This is a genomic window from Blautia sp. HA9023 (genome assembly GCF_056504095.1).
The window spans coordinates 565,725-583,349 of the sequence record NZ_JBWLUR010000008.1 but is presented as its reverse complement, the minus strand read 5'-3'; the positions used below and the strand labels follow the sequence as shown (position 1 = coordinate 583,349).

The window sequence follows — 17,625 nt, the reverse complement described above, 5'->3', positions numbered from 1 at the left end:
CACAATTTATTTACTCATGCGTTTGTCGTGGCATTCGTAAAACTCCATCTATTTCTCCCATATTCCTTTACAAAATCCTTCATCTTACCCACGGAAAAGAACCTGGGAAAAATAACGGATCATTCCGTCGCTGGTCCAGCATAGCATTCCTGCAGCGTCTGCCATTTTCTGTGCATCCACACAGTAAGCGGACATGCAGGAATTATGTTTATAAGGTCCCGCACTCATGATCAGAAGATCAGTTATTCCCGCTTCTTTCATCTTCTCTGCCAGCTGTTCTGTCAGTTTGTTATGAGCAAGTTTTGCCTTTTTGTAGTCCATAAGGCCATCCTGCATTGTCTGGAGTATCAGCGTTTTTTCGTATTTCAGCGCATGCTCTTTCATCTCCTCTACAGTGCCGCTCTGTGGTGGACATGCCGGGTTTTTATCATAATTCCCGCAAAGATTGTCCTCGCAGAAAACCCGGTATTCCGGCACAAATACAAGCTGATCGGTACTTATGACCGCTGCGTCGGAAAAACCAAGAGCTTTTGCTTCTTCAATAAGATTCATTTTTTTCTCTCCTGTGTTTTTCTTTTATAGTGCCACATTTTATTTGTTTTTACAAGCTCTGACTTTCACTCTGCCGCCAGACGGATAAACTCCTCCATCTCTCTCGTCTTAAACTTATTTTTATGGTAAAAGATCTGCCGGTACATGGATATCTCCACATCTTCCACATGTAAAAGGGCAATTCTTCCTTTCCGGATATCCCGCTCCACAGCCAGATAGGGAAGAAAGGAAAGTCCGTGGTTCTTTTCCAGCATGCGGATGATAAAAGCGGTATCACTGATCTCCAGTACCGGTGACAGGGCCTGCTTCTTAAGCGCCAGCTGCTGCTCCAGGGCCTGCCGATAATTGGCATTCTTTTCCGTGAGAAAAAAAGGCTCTTCCAGAATATCCTCCATCTTCAGCGTCTTTCCCGCAAACTCCGAATCTGCAGAGGCCACAAATACTACCGGCTCTGCCTTCTCCATGACCTTCACCCAGTTCTGGTCCCACCTTGGGGTATCCAGTATATAAATAAGATCCAGCCCGTTATGCTCCATCATCCGTATCAGCTGCTCCGGTGTATCAATAGTCACCTGCATATTTACTTTCGGGTGAAACTCACGAAATTTGCTGAGAACAGCCGGAAGCTTTGCTGTGCAGAGAGATTCAATCGTCCCGATATGTAATGGATTTTTCAGTTCCGCATCATCATTCATTGACTTTTTTGCTTTATTTACGTCATATAAGATCCGGCTTGCATGCCCCATAAACTCTTTTCCGGACGGAGTAAGCACCACACGCTTTCCGGTTCTGTCAAAAAGTCTTGTTTCCAGCTCATTTTCCAGAAGACGGATCTGGACAGTGATCGCTGACTGAGTGTATCCCAGAACCTCTGCTGCCCTGGAAAAGCTCTGAAGCTGTGCTACATGTACAAACGTCTCCAACTGACGGATTTCCATGATTTTCTCCCTTTTACTATGAAATTTTTTCATCGTGATGATGAAATCTGTGAATTTGCCTTATTTTTATGTCAATGTTACAATACAATCACGAGGACGTCAATCGTATTTTTGTGCAAAATGAATAAATTCATACTTAGGAGGAAAGAATCCAAATGGAAAAGAAAAAAATCAAGATCGGACTTGTGCCGAAGCTGATCATTGCCATCATCGTAGGTATCCTGTTCGGCCAGTTCCTTCCGGAAGGCTTTTGTCGCTTTGTTGTAACCCTTTCCGGATTTTTCAGTACCTTTCTGAAATTTGTCATCCCGCTGATGATCCTTGCCTATGTGACCATGGGTATTGCGGATCTTTCACAGGGTGCAGGGAAGCTTCTCCTGATCACAGTGGCTCTGGCTTATGGCTCCACTCTGATCGCAGGTTCCGCATCCTATCTGGTATCATCCAGCCTGTTCCCGCACTTTATGAGTGAAGGTGCACTGGATCAGATCGCAGCTACCGCAGACGCATCCCTGACACCGTATTTCAGTATTACCCTGAGTCCGGTCATGGATACCCTTTCCGCAGTTGCCCTTGCCTTTGTGATGGGACTCTGCCTCTCTTCCATGCGTGGAAAAGAGATGGGAAACAGCCTGTACAACGGAATGAGCGATTTTTCCAAGATCATTGACAAAGTTCTTCATACCATTATCATCCCGCTGCTTCCTCTTTACATCTGCGGAACTTTCACAGATATGACTATTTCCGGAAAAACATTTGCCATCTTAAGCATTCTCTGGAAAGTATTCCTCGTTGTGATCATCATGCATCTGATCTGTATTACAATCCAGTTCGTGATCGCAGGTACCGTAAGCAAGAAGAATCCTTTCACCCTGATCAAAAATCAGATTCCGGGATATACCACCGCCCTTGGAACCCAGTCTTCCGCAGCTACCATTCCGGTTAACCTGGAATGTGCAAAAAATGACGGTGTATGTGAGCAGATCCGCAACTTTGTAGTTCCTCTCTGCGCAAACATCCACATGGCAGGTTCCATGATCACCATCACAGCCTGTGCTACTGCAGTCTGTCTTATGAACCAGCTGCCTATCAGCCTCGGAACTGTAGTTCCATTTATCATGACTCTCGGTGTTGCCATGGTTGCTTCCCCTGGTGCTCCAGGTGGTTCCATCATGACTGCCCTTCCGTTTCTTTACATGGTATTCGGAGCCGAAGCCGGTGATCCGGACGGCGCTATCTGCGCTATTATGGTTGCCCTTTACATTACACAGGATTCCTTCGGAACTGCCTGCAACGTATCCGGTGACAATGCTATCGGCGTGATCGTTGATACGATCTATAAGAAATTTATTGTAAAAACACCACAGGAGAATTAAGAAAAATGTCTTTTATCAGTGTATTTGACGTTATGGGCCCGAATATGATCGGTCCTTCCAGTTCTCATACCGCAGGTGCGGCGCGGATCGCTTTCCTTGCCCAGAAAATGATCATGCCGCCCCTGAAAAAAGTGGAGTTCACCCTTTACGGTTCCTTTGCCAGAACATACAAAGGACACGGTACAGACCGTGCCCTCCTTGGCGGGATCATGGGCTTTTCCACAGATGACATGCGTATACGGAATTCTTTTGACATTGCCAGGGAACAGGGGATCGACTATTCCTTTACTCCAAATGAAACAGAAACCGATGTCCATCCCAACACTGTCGATATCCACATGGTCAATGACCAGGGACAGGAAATGACAGTCCGGGGGGAATCGCTGGGCGGCGGCAAGGTCCGTATTGTGGAGATCAACCACGTGAAAGTGGATTTCACCGGCGAATACAGTGCCATCATCGTGATCCATCAGGATACTCCCGGTGTTGTGGCCTACATCACCAGATGCTTAAGTGAACGTAACATTAACATTGCCTTCATGCGCCTCTTCCGTGAATCCAAAGGAACCACAGCCTATACGATCGTGGAATCCGACGGTCATCTCCCGGAAGATATCGTAGAAAGCATTCACCGGAACACCAACATCCATGATGTCATGGTTGTTCAGATGTAGGGAAAAGGAGGATGTGTTTTATGGATTTCAAAAATGCCAAGGAACTTCTTGCTCTCTGCCAGAAAAAAAAGCTTCCGATTTCCGAAGTAATGCGCCAGCGTGAGATCCTTCTCGGTGAAACCACTGCTGAAATCGTGGACCAGCGCATGGACCGTGTTCTGGAGATCATGAAGGATGCTGCTTTTTCCCCATCAAAGATCCGGTGATATCTATGGGCGGACTGATCGGCGGTGAAGCCCGAAAGCTCTGCGAATTTCATGACCTGGGAAAAAGCCTGTGCGGAAATGTTCTCGGAAAGGGTATCACCTACGCTATGGCAACCCTTGAGACCAACGCTTCCATGGGACTTATCGTTGCCTCTCCTACTGCCGGCAGTGCCGGGATCGTTCCCGGAATGATGCTTGCACTTCAGGAGGTCTACGGCTTTTCCGATAAAAAAATCCGCCAGGCACTATTTAATGCAGGCGCGATCGGCTATCTTGCCATGCGAAACGCCACAGTTGCCGGTGCTGTTGGCGGATGTCAGGCTGAGGTCGGAATCGCTTCCGCAATGGCTGCTTCTGCTGCTGTGGAACTTCTTGGCGGCACTCCGCTGCAGTGTACCTATGCGGCTTCCACCGTTCTTATGAATATGCTCGGTCTTGTATGTGACCCGGTAGGCGGCCTGGTGGAATATCCCTGCCAGAACCGTAATGCAGCCGGTGTTTCCAATGCCCTTATCGCAGCCGAAATGTCTTTGGCCGGTATCACCCAATTCATCCCTCTGGATGAGATGATCGATGCCATGTATACCGTAGGCAAAAAGCTTCCTGCAGAGCTTCGTGAAACTGCTCTCGGCGGTTGTGCAGCCACACCGTCTGCCTGTGAGAAGTGTCATCTTTGCAGCTGATCAACAGAGTATAACCCATAATAAACAGAGCCCGACTGAAATGACTCAAACAACAAAACGGAGAATTCCCGAACTTCTTTTTCCAGGAATTCTCCGTTTTCTTTTTTATAAATCCTAATTTATAATTTCATGTGTAAATATCTTTTATTTCTCCAGCACCGGGATATCTCCCACTCCATTCAGGATCAGTCTCGGTCTGTATGGGAACTTATCTACAGTTTCTCTTGTGGATACACCGGAAAGTACAAGAACTGTGTCAAGGCCTGTCTCAATACCGGCGATCACATCGGTATCCATACGGTCACCGATCATCACGGCTTCATTGGAATGTACGCCCAGGATACGAAGTCCGGTACGCATCATCAGAGGGTTTGGTTTGCCGACGTAGTATGCCTGTTTGCCTGTAGTAGCTTCGATCGGTGCTACAAATGCACGGCAGGCCGGTGCGATCCCGCCTTCGATAGGGCCTGTGATATCTGTGTTGGTTGCGATCAGCTTGGCTCCCTTGTTTACCAGGTTCATGGCACGTAAGATATGTTCATATCCGTATGTGGTAGTCTCACCTACAACCACATAGTCCGGGGAAACATCATCGATAGTGATTCCTGCATCATACAATGCATTGTAAAGGCCATGATCTCCGATCACATAAGCGCTGCACCCAGGTGCCTGGCTCTGCAGGAATTTTGCAGTTGCAAGAGCGCTGGTATAAAAATGCTCTTCCCCGACGTCCAGTCCCATGCGGAGAAGCTTCTCGCGAAGTTCTCTTGGGGAACGGCTGCTTGCATTGGTAAGAAACAGAAAACTCTTGTCTTCTCTCTGAAGCCATTCCACGAATTCCTTTACTCCGTCGAGGAGCTTGTTTCCGTGGTAGATCACGCCATCCATATCACAGATAAATCCTTTTTTGGATCTTAATGTTTCCATAAATTCCTCCCTGTCTGATGCGGATATTCGCAGTCTGGATCCGCTGCTTAATTCATTTCTTTGTATCCGATCTTCTCGATCTTATTTCGCAATTTCAGCATTCTGTAATCCAGATTTGCAATTTCTTCTGCATATTTTTTTAATTCTGCTTCAATTTCCGCATTGTCTCTTTTTTTATAATACAATTCATATTCTAACACAGACCAGTAATCCATTGCAATGGTCCGAAGCTGTATTTCCACCAGTTCTTTCTGCTCGCCTTCCGCAGAATAGATTGGAACTTTTACGATGAGATGTAGGCTTTTGTAGCCGTTTTTCTTGGGATTTCTGATATAGTCCTTGATCCGGATGATTTCGATATCTTTCTGCATTTCCAAGAATTCTGCCACCTGGTAAAGTTCATCCTCAAAAGGACAGACCACGCGGATGCCGATGAGATCTTTCAGATTTTTCCTGGCAGTCTCAAAATCCGGTTCCAGTCCTTTTTTCAGAAGTTTTGCATAAATACTCTCCGCACTTTTGATCCGGCTGGTGACCTGACTGATCACCGTACGTTTTTTCTGCCCGGAAAGTTCTGCATTGATCATCTTCAGTTTTGCCATAAGGATATCAATGGCTGCCTTGCAGCGGAGACGGTAGTCCGGATCTTTGATGTAGCTTGCAATGGCTGCTGTTTTTTCTGCTGCCAGTCTCTGAATTTCCGGTTCCACGGGATCCGAAACTCTGTCCTGCCCGGTTTTCTGAGCCGGATCATACTTTTGGGGATTTTCCTTCTCCTGTTCCTCTTTGGCCTGTGTGAATCCTTCTTTCATGGATTTCTGTTTTTTACTTATTTTTTTCTTTGATTTCTTTTTTGTCATTTTTGCCTTATCTGTTATTTTCAGTTTTCGTGTACATCTTATATATTATACCGAACACATGATATTTTTCATCAAATCAGCGTAAGGCTATTGTTAAATCTGTGGTAAAAAATCCTCCGAAAAGTCTCAGGATCCTATCTGCTGATATACCCGTGACTTCCCGAAGGATTTTTTCATACATGATTTTATTTTAACCGAATCAGGCAAATAGTGAAGCGGATCGCGAATATCCGCTTGACTAAAACAATTTACAGAAATTCCGACTGCAGCGCATCGTATCCGGTCTCGCCGGTACGGATACGGACAGCATTACGGATCTCATAGCTGAATATCTTGCCATCTCCGGGATCGCCGGTAAAGGCTGCTTTCTGTACGGCATCGATAACTTTGATCTCCCAGTCTTCCGATGATACTACAATTTCAAATTTAATCTTCGGTTTCAAAAATACATCAATCTTGGACCCCCGGACATACTCTGTGTAACCACGCTGTGTTCCGCAGCCCATGATCTGGGTTACTGTAAAACCGTTTACCTGGATCTCATTTAACGCAGCTTTGACATCTTCCATTTTTTCTTCTCTTACAATTGCTTCTATTTTTATAAGCATACGATTTCCTCCATTTTCACACGATCATTGCTATAGAAAATCTTTCTGTCATGATCAGTCAAATCCATTGAATGACGGATATGCATTTTCTCCATGCTGGGATGCATCCAGACCAACCAGTTCTTCCTTCGGATCTACACGAAGCGGTGTAAAGATCCGCACGATTCCGATACAGATCAGCGTTCCCACAATGGCAACCGCAATGGTGATCACAATACTTAATACCTGTGCCAGAAACAGCCGGTAGTCCCCAAACACCAGGCCATCCCATTTTGCAACGGAATTAATAGAAGATTTTCCAAAAAGTCCCGTGGCGATTCCTCCCCAGATACCACCGATACCATGGCAGCCAAAAGCATCCAGCGCATCGTCAATTTTCAGTTTCTGCTTCAGCAGAATTACGGTAAAGTAACAGATCGGACTTACCAGGATTCCAATGATAAAGGATGCCCACACCGGTACAAAACCAGCCCCCGGTGTGATCGCTACCAGACCAATTACAAGACCTGTGGAGACACCAACCAGTGTGGGTTTTCCCTCACGGATCACCTCGATCAGCATCCATGTCAGAAGTGCACAGGCAGAAGAAATACTGCTGGTCATAAAAGCATGCGCTGCAAGACCGTCTGCTTTCAGTGCACTTCCCGCATTAAAACCAAACCATCCAAACCACAGCATGGCCGACCCAAGAAATACAAAGGGAATGTTATGTGTACGATAGGTTGCCTTTGCATAGCCACGTCTCTGCCCCAGATAAATGGCAAGAACCAGTGCACTGACACCGGAACTGATGTGTACCACATTTCCACCTGCAAAATCCACAGAGCCAATGGCTGCCAGAAATCCGCCGTCTCCCCAGACCATATGTGCCATCGGATAATACACGATCAAAGACCAGATCGCCACAAAGAAAAACAGCGCCTTAAAACGCATTCTTCCAACCACAGCGCCAGTGATCAGTGCCGGTGTGATCATGGCAAACATCATCTGGAACGCTACAAATACCAGATGCGGGATCGTATCTGCATAAGGTCCCGGCTCCCAGCCAACACCATTCAGCGCAAACCATCTCAGGTCTCCGATAATCCCTCCATGGTTTCCGCCAAATGCCAGCGAATATCCAAACAATGTCCACATAACAACGGACAGCCCCATGATCGCCCCACAGGCCATCATGGTATTTACCACATTTTTTCTGCGGACCAGTCCTCCGTAGAAAAACGCAAGCCCAGGTGTCATAAAGAACACAAAGGCTGTACAGATCAGCATAAAGCCAGTATCTCCTGCATTCATCATCCATTTCCTCCTCGATTCCCTCACATTATTTCTGCAACGCAAAAAGCGCCTGGAAACTTAATTTCCAGACGCCTTTGTCATGTCAGTTAGCATAGCAGATAATTTTTCGGTTTTCAAGAGTTTTTTCTCTATTTTTCTGTTTTCTTACAGAATTACTATGTTTTATACGGATATGAGTTTTATTTTCGGCAATCTATCCGGTTATGCATAAGTGAGGCAGATATTCGTTACCTGTTCTCTTATGTATATTACTGTACTATAATCCGTACTATGCTCAGGATCAGAAGATGTGCCGGATAAAAAATATAGAAAAACCATTTCGAAAACTTCGGTGCTTTTTCAGATTTTTTTCCATTGTAGAAGTTCAGGATGATGATTCCCGACGCCACAATTCCTGCTGCAGACAGTAACGCATGTACCATTGCCGGTCCGGCTGCCATTTTTTCCGCATAGGAACCATAATTAAACAGCACAAAAAGTACAGCACCGACTCCATAAGCGGTTATCATTCTCTTCCGGTTCCCCCATCCTGCATAAAACCAGATGGTAAAAACCGGTGCCAGGATCGCCCAGTCCGAAAAAACGGACAGCAAAAGAAGCAGGATCAGCAGAGGAATCCTCCACGGACTTGCCATCATTTTTTCCTGGATCACCAGGATCATGAAGCAGATAAATAATGTAAAGATCATGTTCAATTGGGAATATCCGAAGGCCATCGTATAAGGAACCTGAGAGATTCCGGCAAAGATCAGAAGTCTTTCGCCATATTTTCTCCGGGAATGGGTATAATAAAATCCCTCCACCAGAAAATAGCACATGGTAATGGCTGTAAAATACCCGATATCCACCAGAACTTCCCACAGGATCGTATTTTCCGGCAGAAGCACGTTGGCGATATGGTTCAGAAGCATGGTAAAAATCACCAGATATTTAATGGCATCCCGGGTCAGGCCCGGCTTTTCTGTTGTTAGCATAATATTCTCCTTCTGTGCAGAAATATATCCGCGGTACACCCGGTATAAAGTCCGTCCGCCTCTTCGCTTATTCTGCACAATGTAATATCTCTATCTTACACTTCCCCTGAACCCCAGGCAACTGATTTATGTGATTTTGCCAGCCCGGATACATTTTTTCCATAATATCTGCCATTCCAGACAGACATTACATTCTCTCTATTGATATTACGAAAATCCTTAAGAAAAGGACGTTGCCTTTTTTGTGATGTAAGCTTATACTGTAGGAAGCATGTTTTATTTTTCATGGCAGCATCATCCGTGAACACTGCCAGACAATGAATTCGGAAAGGAATTATCGATCATGATCCAGGATATCGCACCGCATACCTATCACAATGAATACAAGCCTGTGGCCCCGGATAAAACAAGCCACATCCTCGCCTACGAAGAAGGCAAGATCCTTATGAAAAAAGACGGCGAGACCATGACTCTTCCAAGTTTTGGAGAACTGGAAGGAAAAATTGATCATCTTTATGAGAATTATATCTATCTCTTCTCTGTTGACGAAGAACATTTTTACCTGATCCCGGATCTGGATACCAGTCTTCTTCCCGGATATCAGTTTGAGATCACACGCGTACTCCGCACAGCTGAACCACAGTATCTGGCCTTCGCGGGAATTACCGGATACCAGCTTTTCCAGTGGTACAGCAAACGTCGTTTCTGCGGCTGCTGCGGTAAACCCATGGTACATGACAAGGCGGAGCGCAAGATGATCTGCCCTGCCTGCGGAAACGGAGAATATCCGGTACTTTCTCCGGCTGTGATCGTAGGAGTTACCAACGGCGACAAGCTGATACTCTCCAAATATGAAGGCCGAAACCACACCCGCTACGCCATGATCGCAGGCTTTGCGGAGATTGGTGAGACCATCGAGGAGACCGTTCACCGTGAAGTTATGGAAGAGATCGGCGTAAAGGTCAAAAATCTCCGCTACTACAAGAGCCAGCCATGGTCCTTCTCCGGAACCCTTCTGTTCGGCTTCTACTGCGACCTGGACGGCGATGATACTCTGACTGTAGACCACAGCGAACTTTCCATGGCCTCCTGGTTCAACCGGGAAGATATTCCGGATGAGGGTGACAATATCAGCCTTACCAAGGAAATGATGATGGCGTTTAAGCATGGAAAAGCCTGAATCATCCACTTATCTGATTTCATAAAAAACACCGGTCATTCATCTGTAACATGTCCTGTCCGGGTTGCCAGATCATCTCTGACATCTCAGACCCAGTACATATTTCCGATGAATGCCGGTGTTTTTATTTTCTATTTTTCTATTTTATATACGCGCCGAAGCAATCTGGCTGAGACTGTTTTATTTCTCAGCTGTCAGATGCCAGATATCTCTGTTGTACTCTTCAATAGTTCTGTCTGAAGAGAAGTATCCTGCTTTTCCGATGTTCACAAGCATCTTCTCTGCCCATGCGGTTCTGTCCTCATAATCGGACAGTGCCTGGTCTTTTACTTTCGCATAATCCTCGAAATCAAGAAGTGTCATGAACCAGTCCTTGCTTACGATCTCATGATGCAGTCTTCTTAAATGCTCCTCACTTCCAATAGAAAGAAGCTCGTTTCCTACGATAAAATCTACTGCACGGCGGATGCGCTCATCTTTGTCATAGAAATCTTTTGCACAGTAATCCGCTTTCTCATAGTGCTTGATGACCTGCTCACTGGACTCACCGAAGATATAGATATTCTCCCTGCCTACCAGCTGGCTGATCTCCACGTTTGCACCATCCATGGTTCCCAGTGTTACCGCACCGTTGAGCATAAACTTCATGTTTCCGGTTCCGCTGGCCTCTTTGGATGCAAGAGAAATCTGCTCGGAGATATCGCAGGCCGGGATCAGCTTCTCTGCTGCACTTACGTTGTAGTTTTCCACCATAACAACCTTCATGTATGGAGAAACTTCCGGATCATTGTTGATAAGTTCCTGTAAGCAGAGGATCAGGTGGATAATGTCCTTTGCAATGATGTATGCAGGAGCTGCTTTTGCACCGAAGATAAAGGTTACCGGACGCTGCGGCTTCTCGCCGGCTTTGATCTTCAGGTAGCGGTCGATGATATAAAGTGCATTCAGCTGCTGACGTTTGTACTCATGGAGACGTTTGATCTGGATATCATAAACACTGTGTGTGTTGATCTCCTCGCCTGTATTGGCCTTGATAAATTCTGCACATCTCTTCTTTGCGTCCTGTTTGATCTTCAGGATATTTGCAAGAACGTCCTGATTTCCCTTAAATTCAAGCATTTTATCAAGCTCAAAGGAATCTTTGCGGAAGCCGTCGCCGATCATGGATGTGATGTACTCGGTCAGCGGATGGTTACAGTGAAGGAGCCATCTGCGGAAGGTGATTCCATTTGTCTTATTATTAAATTTCTCCGGATAAATCTCATAGAACTGATGAAGCTCTGTCTCCTTCAGGATGTCTGTATGAAGGGATGCAACACCATTGATGGAAAATCCGTAATGGATGTCCATATGTGCCATGTGGACCAGGTCATTCTTGTCAATGATGGCAAGATTTTCCTGCGGGTATTTTGCCTTGATACGCTCATCCAGTTTGCGGATGATCGGCATCAGGTGCGGAACTACTTCCTCAAGATAGGAAACCGGCCATTTCTCAAGTGCCTCTGCAAGGATGGTATGGTTGGTGTAAGCGCATACATGAGATACGATCTCGCAGGCCTCCTCAAACTCAATTCCACGCTCTGTGAGAAGGCGAATCAGCTCCGGAATTACCATACTCGGATGTGTATCGTTGATCTGAATCACTGCGTAATCTGCAAGGTCATGAAGGTTGGAGCCTTTGGCAGTCGCCTCATCCAGGATCAGCTGTGCCGCATTGCTTACCATGAAGTACTGCTGGTAAATACGAAGCTTTCTTCCGGCGTCATCGCTGTCATCCGGATACAGGAACAGAGTCAGGTTGTGAAGAAGATCTTTTTTGTCAAAAGAGATTCCCTCTCCTACAATGCTCTCATCTGCAATATCAATATCAAAGAGACGAAGCTTGATAGCCTTATTCTCATATCCTGCCACATCAATATCATACAGTGTGGATTTTAGCATAAAGCCTTTAAACGGTACGTAATAGGAAACGCCTGCGTCTGTCAGCCAGCTCTCCGGCTCGATCCACGGGTTCGGTGTCTCAAACTGAAGATGATCTTTGAACTCCTGTTTGAAAAGTCCAAGGTGATAATTAAGTCCGATTCCTTCTCCCGGAAGTCCCAGAGTTGCGATGGAATCCAGGAAGCAGGCTGCCAGACGTCCAAGACCGCCGTTTCCAAGAGATGGCTCCGGCTCGATCTCCTCGATCATGGAAAGTTCTTTGCCGTTCTCTTTGAGATATCTTGCGACTTCGTCATAAACACTGAGATTGATCAGGTTGTTGGAGAGAAGTTTTCCGATAAGGAACTCTGCAGAAATATAATAAATCTTCTTTTTTCCTTCCTGATATCCGCGGCCTTTCAGCTGCTCCTTTGTCCAGGAGAGAAGTCCGTGATAGATTTCCTCGTTTGTACAGTCTTTGACATTTTTGTTATATTTGTCTTCGAATACTTTGCTTAACGTTTCCATTTTTGATCTCCTTTCATGGATCTTTATGGGATGAAATGTGTTTTTACAAGGTTGTTTGCTTTGTTTTTGATGGTATTAGGATATCACGCATCAAGATGCAAAAATATAACAATCCTGTCATGATATGCAAGATATTTGTCAGACTGACTGTCCCATGCTCTTTCTGTACTTATGTGGGGAAATCTCATTTGCCTGCTGGAATTTCTTGATAAAATAGCTTGTACTGTTGAATCCCACGTTCATGGCAATCTCTGTCACCGGTGCGTCCGAATGGGTCAGAAGATATTTTGCCTTCTCCATACGGAAATCATTGATGTACTCCACCAGAGTTTTTCCCGTATACTGGCGAAAAAGCTTCATAAAATAATATTCACTGTAATTGGAAAGCCCGGAAAGTTCCGAAACTGTAAGATTTTCCTGATAGTGAAGGCTGATATGATCCAGAACTTCCTTCACTGCCGCAAGGCTTTTATTCTGCTCTGTACTTACCGGAATAATATAATGCCTGGTCAGCATTTCATAAAAGAAATCAAAGAACAGCATTTTCAGCTTCACATAAAAATATGGTTTCTTCTCTGTATGACAGGTATGGATCTCCAAAAAAATTTCCTTAAGCTTCTCATACCCGGAATCTCCTTCTTCTATATGATGGCAGAATTCTGCCCTGTTTTCCATCAGAGGGGATACCACACATTCCTGGCAGATATCTCCCGGCTGCCCGGCCAGAAATCCAAGTCCAAACACCACACTTTTATAATAGAGAGGATTGTTTAAATCTGTCCGCATACTGTGAAGAACCCCGCAGTTTACGATCAGAATATCCCCTTTTTTCAGTCGGATACTCTCCCGGTTCAGTCTGGCAAAACCGCTGCCTTTCTCAATATACATGATCTCCATTTCACTGTGCCAGTGATCATACAGTGCATGAAAGATCTCACAGTTTCCCGTGTACGTTTCCACCGGCAGCTCAAAGGAACCGTGAGGACTTAATTCTTTTAAATTATCATCCACTTCGGATACGTGAAGCGGATTTTTTTCGGATATGTCTGTTCCTGGCATGATTTCCTCCGTGAGTCAAGCGGATATTCGCAATCCGCTTCGCTATTTGGTTAAATTCTGTTTGGCTGCTTTTAGTCTAACGGATATTTTCAGCCATGACAATATTATATTTTCCTGTTTTATTTTTTATGACTGCCAAAAATCCACTTCCACAAACCGGAATCTTGACTTTTCCCATCCCAACTGCTATATATAATGTTTAGAATAAAACAATTTGATTTTAAAAGGAATGAAAACTGCCATGAATCCATTAAAAAAAGCTTACTGCCGTATTTTCCAGAACATCTTTAAATTTGCACTTCCCGTACTTCCTTACCGCAATCCGAAGATCATCGGAAGCGTCAGAGGTATCCCGGAAGTTCTGGAAAAAAGAGGTTATAACAACGTACTGATCATCACAGACACAGGTATCCGAAGCCTTGGCCTTACAGAACGCCTGGAGCAGACTCTGAAACGAAACTGCATTTCCTACCAGATCTATGACAAAACCGTAGCAAATCCCACGACCGTCAATGTGGACGAGGCTCTTCATATGTATCTGGACAACGACTGCCAGGCGATCATCGGCTTTGGCGGCGGTTCCAGCATGGACTGTGCAAAAGCTACCGCAGCCCGCATTGCCAAACCGCACCAGTCTCTGGCACAGATGAAGGGAATCCTGAAGGTCCACAAAAAGCTTCCTCTTCTCATCGCCATCCCCACAACTGCAGGAACCGGAAGTGAGACCACACTTGCAGCCGTGATCACCGATGCAAAGACCCGCCATAAATACGCCATCAACGATTTTCCGCTGATCCCACGGTACGCAGTTCTTGACCCGAAGGTTACCTTAAGCCTTCCGCCGTTTATCACCGCCACTACCGGAATGGACGCTCTCACTCATGCGGTAGAAGCTTATATCGGAAACTCTACCACCCCCGGCACCCGTAAAAACGCTCTGGATGCAGTCCGGCTGATCTTTGAAAATCTGGATACCGCCTACACAGACGGGCAGAATATTGAAGCAAGACGGAACATGCTCCGCGCTTCCTATTTTGCAGGCTGTGCTTTCACCAAATCCTATGTCGGATACGTTCACGCAGTTGCCCATTCCCTCGGCGGAAAATATAACGTGCCTCACGGACTTGCCAATGCCGTGATCCTGCCTATGGTGCTGGAAACTTATGGGGACAGCATTACCCATAAACTCCGCAATCTGGCCGTAGCTGCCGGTCTCTGTGACAAAAATGAAGACGATAAAACTGCCTCCCGTATGTTCATTGATGCCGTCAAAGATATGAAAAAGCGTTTTGGCATCGGAGACTATATTCCGGAAATCCAGGAAACCGACATCCCTGAACTTGCCCATTATGCCGACAAAGAAGCCAATCCTCTGTATCCGGTTCCTGTGCTGATGGATGCCAGCGAACTGGAAACCCTGTATTACAGACTGATGCCGCCGGCTGGCAGCTGCTGAGTATTTTCATCCGCCATCCGTCGTCTATATCATTCACAACACTACCACTGCTTATGCCTTATTTTATATTCCGAGATATATCCTTTTCAGACAACTTCTGATATTTGGCAAAGCAGGATTTTTCAGAAAGGACCATAAATTCCATGGAAAAAGAACAGATCACCCAGCTTCTGGAAAAACAGCGCCAGTATTTCTACTCCGGCGCAACTTTAAATCTCGATTTCCGTATCAGCGCCCTGAAACGCCTCCGTGCCTCCATCCGAAAACACGAAGCACAGATCCATGCTGCTCTCCGAAAAGACCTGGGAAAAAGCAATTTCGAGAGCTATATGTGTGAAACCGGACTGGTGCTCTCCGAGATCACACATATGTTGAAAAATATCCGCTCTTACGCAAAAGAAGAAACCGTACCAACTCCGCTGGCACAGTTCCACTCCCGCAGTTTCCGCAAACCATCTCCCTATGGCGTCGTTCTCATTATGAGTCCATGGAACTATCCGTTCCTTCTCACCATTGAACCGCTGGTCGATGCCATTGCAGCCGGAAACACCGCCATCCTGAAACCAAGCGCCTACTCTCCGGCAACCAGCGAAGTGATCCGCCTTCTGATCCATGAGTGTTTTGATCCCAGATATGTATCCGTTGTTACAGGCGGCCGCGCGGAAAATACCCACCTTCTCAGCCTGCACTTTGACTACATCTTTTTCACCGGAAGCCAGGCTGTAGGAAAAGAAGTCATGAAAAAAGCCTCCGAATATCTCACCCCGGTCACACTGGAACTTGGAGGAAAAAGTCCCTGCATCGTGGATAAAACTGCTAATCTCCGCCTTGCAGCCAAACGTATCGTATTCGGCAAATTTTTAAACTGCGGCCAGACCTGCGTGGCTCCGGACTATATTTACTGCGACCCGGAGATCAAAGACGCACTGGTTGCAGAACTTCGCCGCCAGATCAGCCGCCAGTACGGCAAAGAACCTCTGAAAAACCGGGATTACGGGAAGATCATCAACGAAAAACATTTCGACCGTATCAACGGCCTGATCGATCCTGCCAAAACCGTCTGCGGTGGCGGTTCCAGCCGTGAAACACTTCAGATCGAACCAACGATCCTTGATAACGTAACTTTCGACGATCCGGTCATGCAGCAGGAGATCTTCGGACCGGTACTTCCGGTCCTCACCTACGAATCTCTGGGAAGCGCGGTAGCAAAGATCAACTCTATGGCTCATCCACTGGCCCTCTACCTCTTCACCAGCGACGAAAAAGCCTCCCGGGAAGTAACTTCCCGCTGCGGTTTCGGCGGCGGCTGTATCAACGATGTCCTCATCCATCTGGCAACCAGCAATATGGGATTCGGCGGCTTCGGTGAAAGCGGCATGGGCTCCTACCACGGCATCGACGGCTTCCGGACATTTTCGCACTATAAGAGCATCGTGGATAAGAAAACCTGGATCGATCTTCCTATGCGGTATCAGAAGTATCGGAAGGTTTATGAGAAGATGGTGAGGATGTTTATGCGATAGATACAGACAGAGGACGATGATATCTGCATCGTCCTCTTTTTTTCTCCCACCTTTTAGTATTTTTCTGAAGTAACTACAGATTACCCGCTGAGAGAAATGAACCGGTTTTTACTTTTTTTAATATAACGTTTTCAAAGCCTCGGCCCGTACATAACCCAATTGTTTTCCATCTGTAACTTCTACATATTCAGTATCTTTGTACTCCATGCTGCTACCATGACTATATAATTTTGTGCCGGCTTTAAAACTTCCTGTTTTTGCAAAGAGAAGATCATAATTTCTTATATCAACATTCTGCATTACTTCGTATTTTGGATTATTTAACTCCGCAAAAGCTCCTATATTGTTATTAAAATTGTCTTTTACGGTAATCTGAAACGTAGCAACATAGATTGCAATTACAAGAAAAATTGAAATGATATTCAAAATTGCTTCTCCCTTTTTGCTTGTAATATCTGCTAGTACTTTTATCTGTCCAGGTATTAACGCAACCTCAATCAAAACAAGACCAACAATTAATGATGTAAAAAATATATTTTTCATCAGAAAGTCAAAATGTTCTATTACTATATAACTTCCTTTTGAGAGATTATCTCCCCAGGCTGCAGAATCAATCATAAATAATACATAGATAAAAATGGTCATGATCATTAAACCATTTACACAGGTTGCTATTTTGTGTGATATTGTTTTCTTCGTAAATCCGGTAAAAAATATGTAACCTCCACCCAAAAATGCGATTATGGACGTAATCATAAATAATATAGGACCTATATTACTGATGATCGTATACCCCAATCCAATTCCCAATATTGCCAGAAATATTATAAGTGCTCCCAAATCCACTATAATAAACATTTGTGTT

At 45.4% G+C, this 17,625-nt stretch carries 15 protein-coding genes and 1 pseudogene; 6 read left to right on the top strand and 10 right to left on the bottom strand.

The features are described 5' to 3' along the window. Positions 1 to 84 precede the first annotated feature (84 nt). On the bottom strand, positions 85 to 552 hold the full coding sequence (locus AC04Q6_RS12665; RefSeq protein ID WP_118070934.1) for a DUF2284 domain-containing protein: 468 nt from the start codon (positions 550 to 552) through the stop codon (positions 85 to 87). A 65-nt stretch (positions 553 to 617) separates the two neighbouring features. Further along, positions 618 to 1,490, bottom strand: a complete 873-nt coding sequence (locus tag AC04Q6_RS12660; RefSeq protein WP_118070935.1) for a LysR family transcriptional regulator — start codon at positions 1,488 to 1,490, stop codon at positions 618 to 620. 155 nt (positions 1,491 to 1,645) lie between these two features. On the opposite strand from AC04Q6_RS12660, the gene AC04Q6_RS12655 reads away from it, so the two are divergent. From AC04Q6_RS12655 to sdaAA, 3 genes and pseudogenes are all read left to right on the top strand, one after another. Beyond that, on the top strand, positions 1,646 to 2,866 hold the full coding sequence (locus AC04Q6_RS12655) for a dicarboxylate/amino acid:cation symporter (RefSeq protein ID WP_118070936.1): 1,221 nt from the start codon (positions 1,646 to 1,648) through the stop codon (positions 2,864 to 2,866). A gap of 5 nt (positions 2,867 to 2,871) precedes the next feature. Then, positions 2,872 to 3,540, top strand: a complete 669-nt coding sequence (gene sdaAB / locus AC04Q6_RS12650; RefSeq protein ID WP_118070937.1) for an L-serine ammonia-lyase, iron-sulfur-dependent subunit beta — start codon at positions 2,872 to 2,874, stop codon at positions 3,538 to 3,540. Between the two features lie 20 nt (positions 3,541 to 3,560). After that, positions 3,561 to 4,429 (top strand): annotated as a pseudogene (gene sdaAA, locus AC04Q6_RS12645) (L-serine ammonia-lyase, iron-sulfur-dependent, subunit alpha). A 144-nt stretch (positions 4,430 to 4,573) separates the two neighbouring features. On the opposite strand, the gene AC04Q6_RS12640 reads toward sdaAA, so the two are convergent. From AC04Q6_RS12640 to AC04Q6_RS12620, 5 genes are all read right to left on the bottom strand, one after another. Continuing rightward, a complete protein-coding gene (locus tag AC04Q6_RS12640) occupies positions 4,574 to 5,356 on the bottom strand; it encodes an HAD-IIA family hydrolase (protein WP_118070938.1) in 783 nt (260 codons plus the stop codon). Between the two features lie 47 nt (positions 5,357 to 5,403). Next, on the bottom strand, positions 5,404 to 6,216 hold the full coding sequence (locus AC04Q6_RS12635; RefSeq protein ID WP_118070939.1) for a GTP pyrophosphokinase: 813 nt from the start codon (positions 6,214 to 6,216) through the stop codon (positions 5,404 to 5,406). A 248-nt stretch (positions 6,217 to 6,464) separates the two neighbouring features. Then, positions 6,465 to 6,824 (bottom strand): P-II family nitrogen regulator, encoded by a 360-nt coding sequence (locus AC04Q6_RS12630; protein WP_015527276.1) that lies wholly within the window; start codon positions 6,822 to 6,824, stop codon positions 6,465 to 6,467. A 54-nt stretch (positions 6,825 to 6,878) separates the two neighbouring features. Then, on the bottom strand, positions 6,879 to 8,117 hold the full coding sequence (locus AC04Q6_RS12625; RefSeq protein WP_118071029.1) for an ammonium transporter: 1,239 nt from the start codon (positions 8,115 to 8,117) through the stop codon (positions 6,879 to 6,881). Between the two features lie 251 nt (positions 8,118 to 8,368). Then, entirely contained in the window at positions 8,369 to 9,094 is a 726-nt protein-coding gene (locus tag AC04Q6_RS12620; RefSeq protein ID WP_476389708.1) for a TraX family protein, read from the bottom strand. 343 nt (positions 9,095 to 9,437) lie between these two features. Between AC04Q6_RS12620 and nudC the strand changes: the two genes are divergently transcribed. Then, complete coding sequence (nudC, locus tag AC04Q6_RS12615) at positions 9,438 to 10,274, top strand: NAD(+) diphosphatase (protein ID WP_118061924.1); 837 nt, start codon at positions 9,438 to 9,440, stop codon at positions 10,272 to 10,274. A gap of 180 nt (positions 10,275 to 10,454) precedes the next feature. On the opposite strand, the gene AC04Q6_RS12610 is transcribed toward nudC, so the two are convergent. Together AC04Q6_RS12610 and AC04Q6_RS12605 are read right to left on the bottom strand one after the other, a co-directional pair. Beyond that, complete coding sequence (locus AC04Q6_RS12610) at positions 10,455 to 12,722, bottom strand: glycogen/starch/alpha-glucan phosphorylase (protein ID WP_118070940.1); 2,268 nt, start codon at positions 12,720 to 12,722, stop codon at positions 10,455 to 10,457. A 138-nt stretch (positions 12,723 to 12,860) separates the two neighbouring features. Then, a complete protein-coding gene (locus tag AC04Q6_RS12605; protein ID WP_118061926.1) occupies positions 12,861 to 13,781 on the bottom strand; it encodes an AraC family transcriptional regulator in 921 nt (306 codons plus the stop codon). A 241-nt stretch (positions 13,782 to 14,022) separates the two neighbouring features. On the opposite strand from AC04Q6_RS12605, the gene AC04Q6_RS12600 reads away from it, so the two are divergent. Both AC04Q6_RS12600 and AC04Q6_RS12595 read left to right on the top strand, forming a co-directional pair. Next, a complete protein-coding gene (locus tag AC04Q6_RS12600) occupies positions 14,023 to 15,237 on the top strand; it encodes an iron-containing alcohol dehydrogenase (protein ID WP_118070941.1) in 1,215 nt (404 codons plus the stop codon). Between the two features lie 143 nt (positions 15,238 to 15,380). Further along, complete coding sequence (locus tag AC04Q6_RS12595) at positions 15,381 to 16,760, top strand: aldehyde dehydrogenase (RefSeq protein ID WP_118070942.1); 1,380 nt, start codon at positions 15,381 to 15,383, stop codon at positions 16,758 to 16,760. Positions 16,761 to 16,877: 117 nt separating this feature from the next. Here the strand turns inward: AC04Q6_RS12595 and AC04Q6_RS12590 are convergent, their stop codons facing one another. After that, positions 16,878 to 17,618 carry a hypothetical protein gene (locus AC04Q6_RS12590; RefSeq protein WP_118070943.1) on the bottom strand — a complete coding sequence of 247 codons (741 nt, stop codon included), beginning with the start codon at positions 17,616 to 17,618 and terminating at the stop codon, positions 16,878 to 16,880. Between the last annotated feature and the right edge of the window lie 7 nt (positions 17,619 to 17,625).

What these genes read in the sequence shown, in the direction of transcription:
- AC04Q6_RS12600 (WP_118070941.1), top strand. Translation starts at nt 14,023, where the DNA reads ATGAATCCATTAAAAAAAGCTTACTGCCGTATTTTCCAGAACATCTTT.
- AC04Q6_RS12640 (WP_118070938.1), bottom strand. Translation starts at nt 5,356, where the DNA reads ATGGAAACATTAAGATCCAAAAAAGGATTTATCTGTGATATGGATGGC.
- AC04Q6_RS12660 (WP_118070935.1), bottom strand. Translation starts at nt 1,490, where the DNA reads ATGGAAATCCGTCAGTTGGAGACGTTTGTACATGTAGCACAGCTTCAG.
- AC04Q6_RS12665 (WP_118070934.1), bottom strand. Translation starts at nt 552, where the DNA reads ATGAATCTTATTGAAGAAGCAAAAGCTCTTGGTTTTTCCGACGCAGCG.
- nudC (WP_118061924.1), top strand. Translation starts at nt 9,438, where the DNA reads ATGATCCAGGATATCGCACCGCATACCTATCACAATGAATACAAGCCT.
- AC04Q6_RS12625 (WP_118071029.1), bottom strand. Translation starts at nt 8,117, where the DNA reads ATGAATGCAGGAGATACTGGCTTTATGCTGATCTGTACAGCCTTTGTG.
- AC04Q6_RS12605 (WP_118061926.1), bottom strand. Translation starts at nt 13,781, where the DNA reads ATGCCAGGAACAGACATATCCGAAAAAAATCCGCTTCACGTATCCGAA.
- AC04Q6_RS12630 (WP_015527276.1), bottom strand. Translation starts at nt 6,824, where the DNA reads ATGCTTATAAAAATAGAAGCAATTGTAAGAGAAGAAAAAATGGAAGAT.
- AC04Q6_RS12595 (WP_118070942.1), top strand. Translation starts at nt 15,381, where the DNA reads ATGGAAAAAGAACAGATCACCCAGCTTCTGGAAAAACAGCGCCAGTAT.
- AC04Q6_RS12635 (WP_118070939.1), bottom strand. Translation starts at nt 6,216, where the DNA reads ATGACAAAAAAGAAATCAAAGAAAAAAATAAGTAAAAAACAGAAATCC.
- AC04Q6_RS12620 (WP_476389708.1), bottom strand. Translation starts at nt 9,094, where the DNA reads ATGCTAACAACAGAAAAGCCGGGCCTGACCCGGGATGCCATTAAATAT.
- AC04Q6_RS12655 (WP_118070936.1), top strand. Translation starts at nt 1,646, where the DNA reads ATGGAAAAGAAAAAAATCAAGATCGGACTTGTGCCGAAGCTGATCATT.
- sdaAB (WP_118070937.1), top strand. Translation starts at nt 2,872, where the DNA reads ATGTCTTTTATCAGTGTATTTGACGTTATGGGCCCGAATATGATCGGT.
- AC04Q6_RS12590 (WP_118070943.1), bottom strand. Translation starts at nt 17,618, where the DNA reads ATGTTTATTATAGTGGATTTGGGAGCACTTATAATATTTCTGGCAATA.
- AC04Q6_RS12610 (WP_118070940.1), bottom strand. Translation starts at nt 12,722, where the DNA reads ATGGAAACGTTAAGCAAAGTATTCGAAGACAAATATAACAAAAATGTC.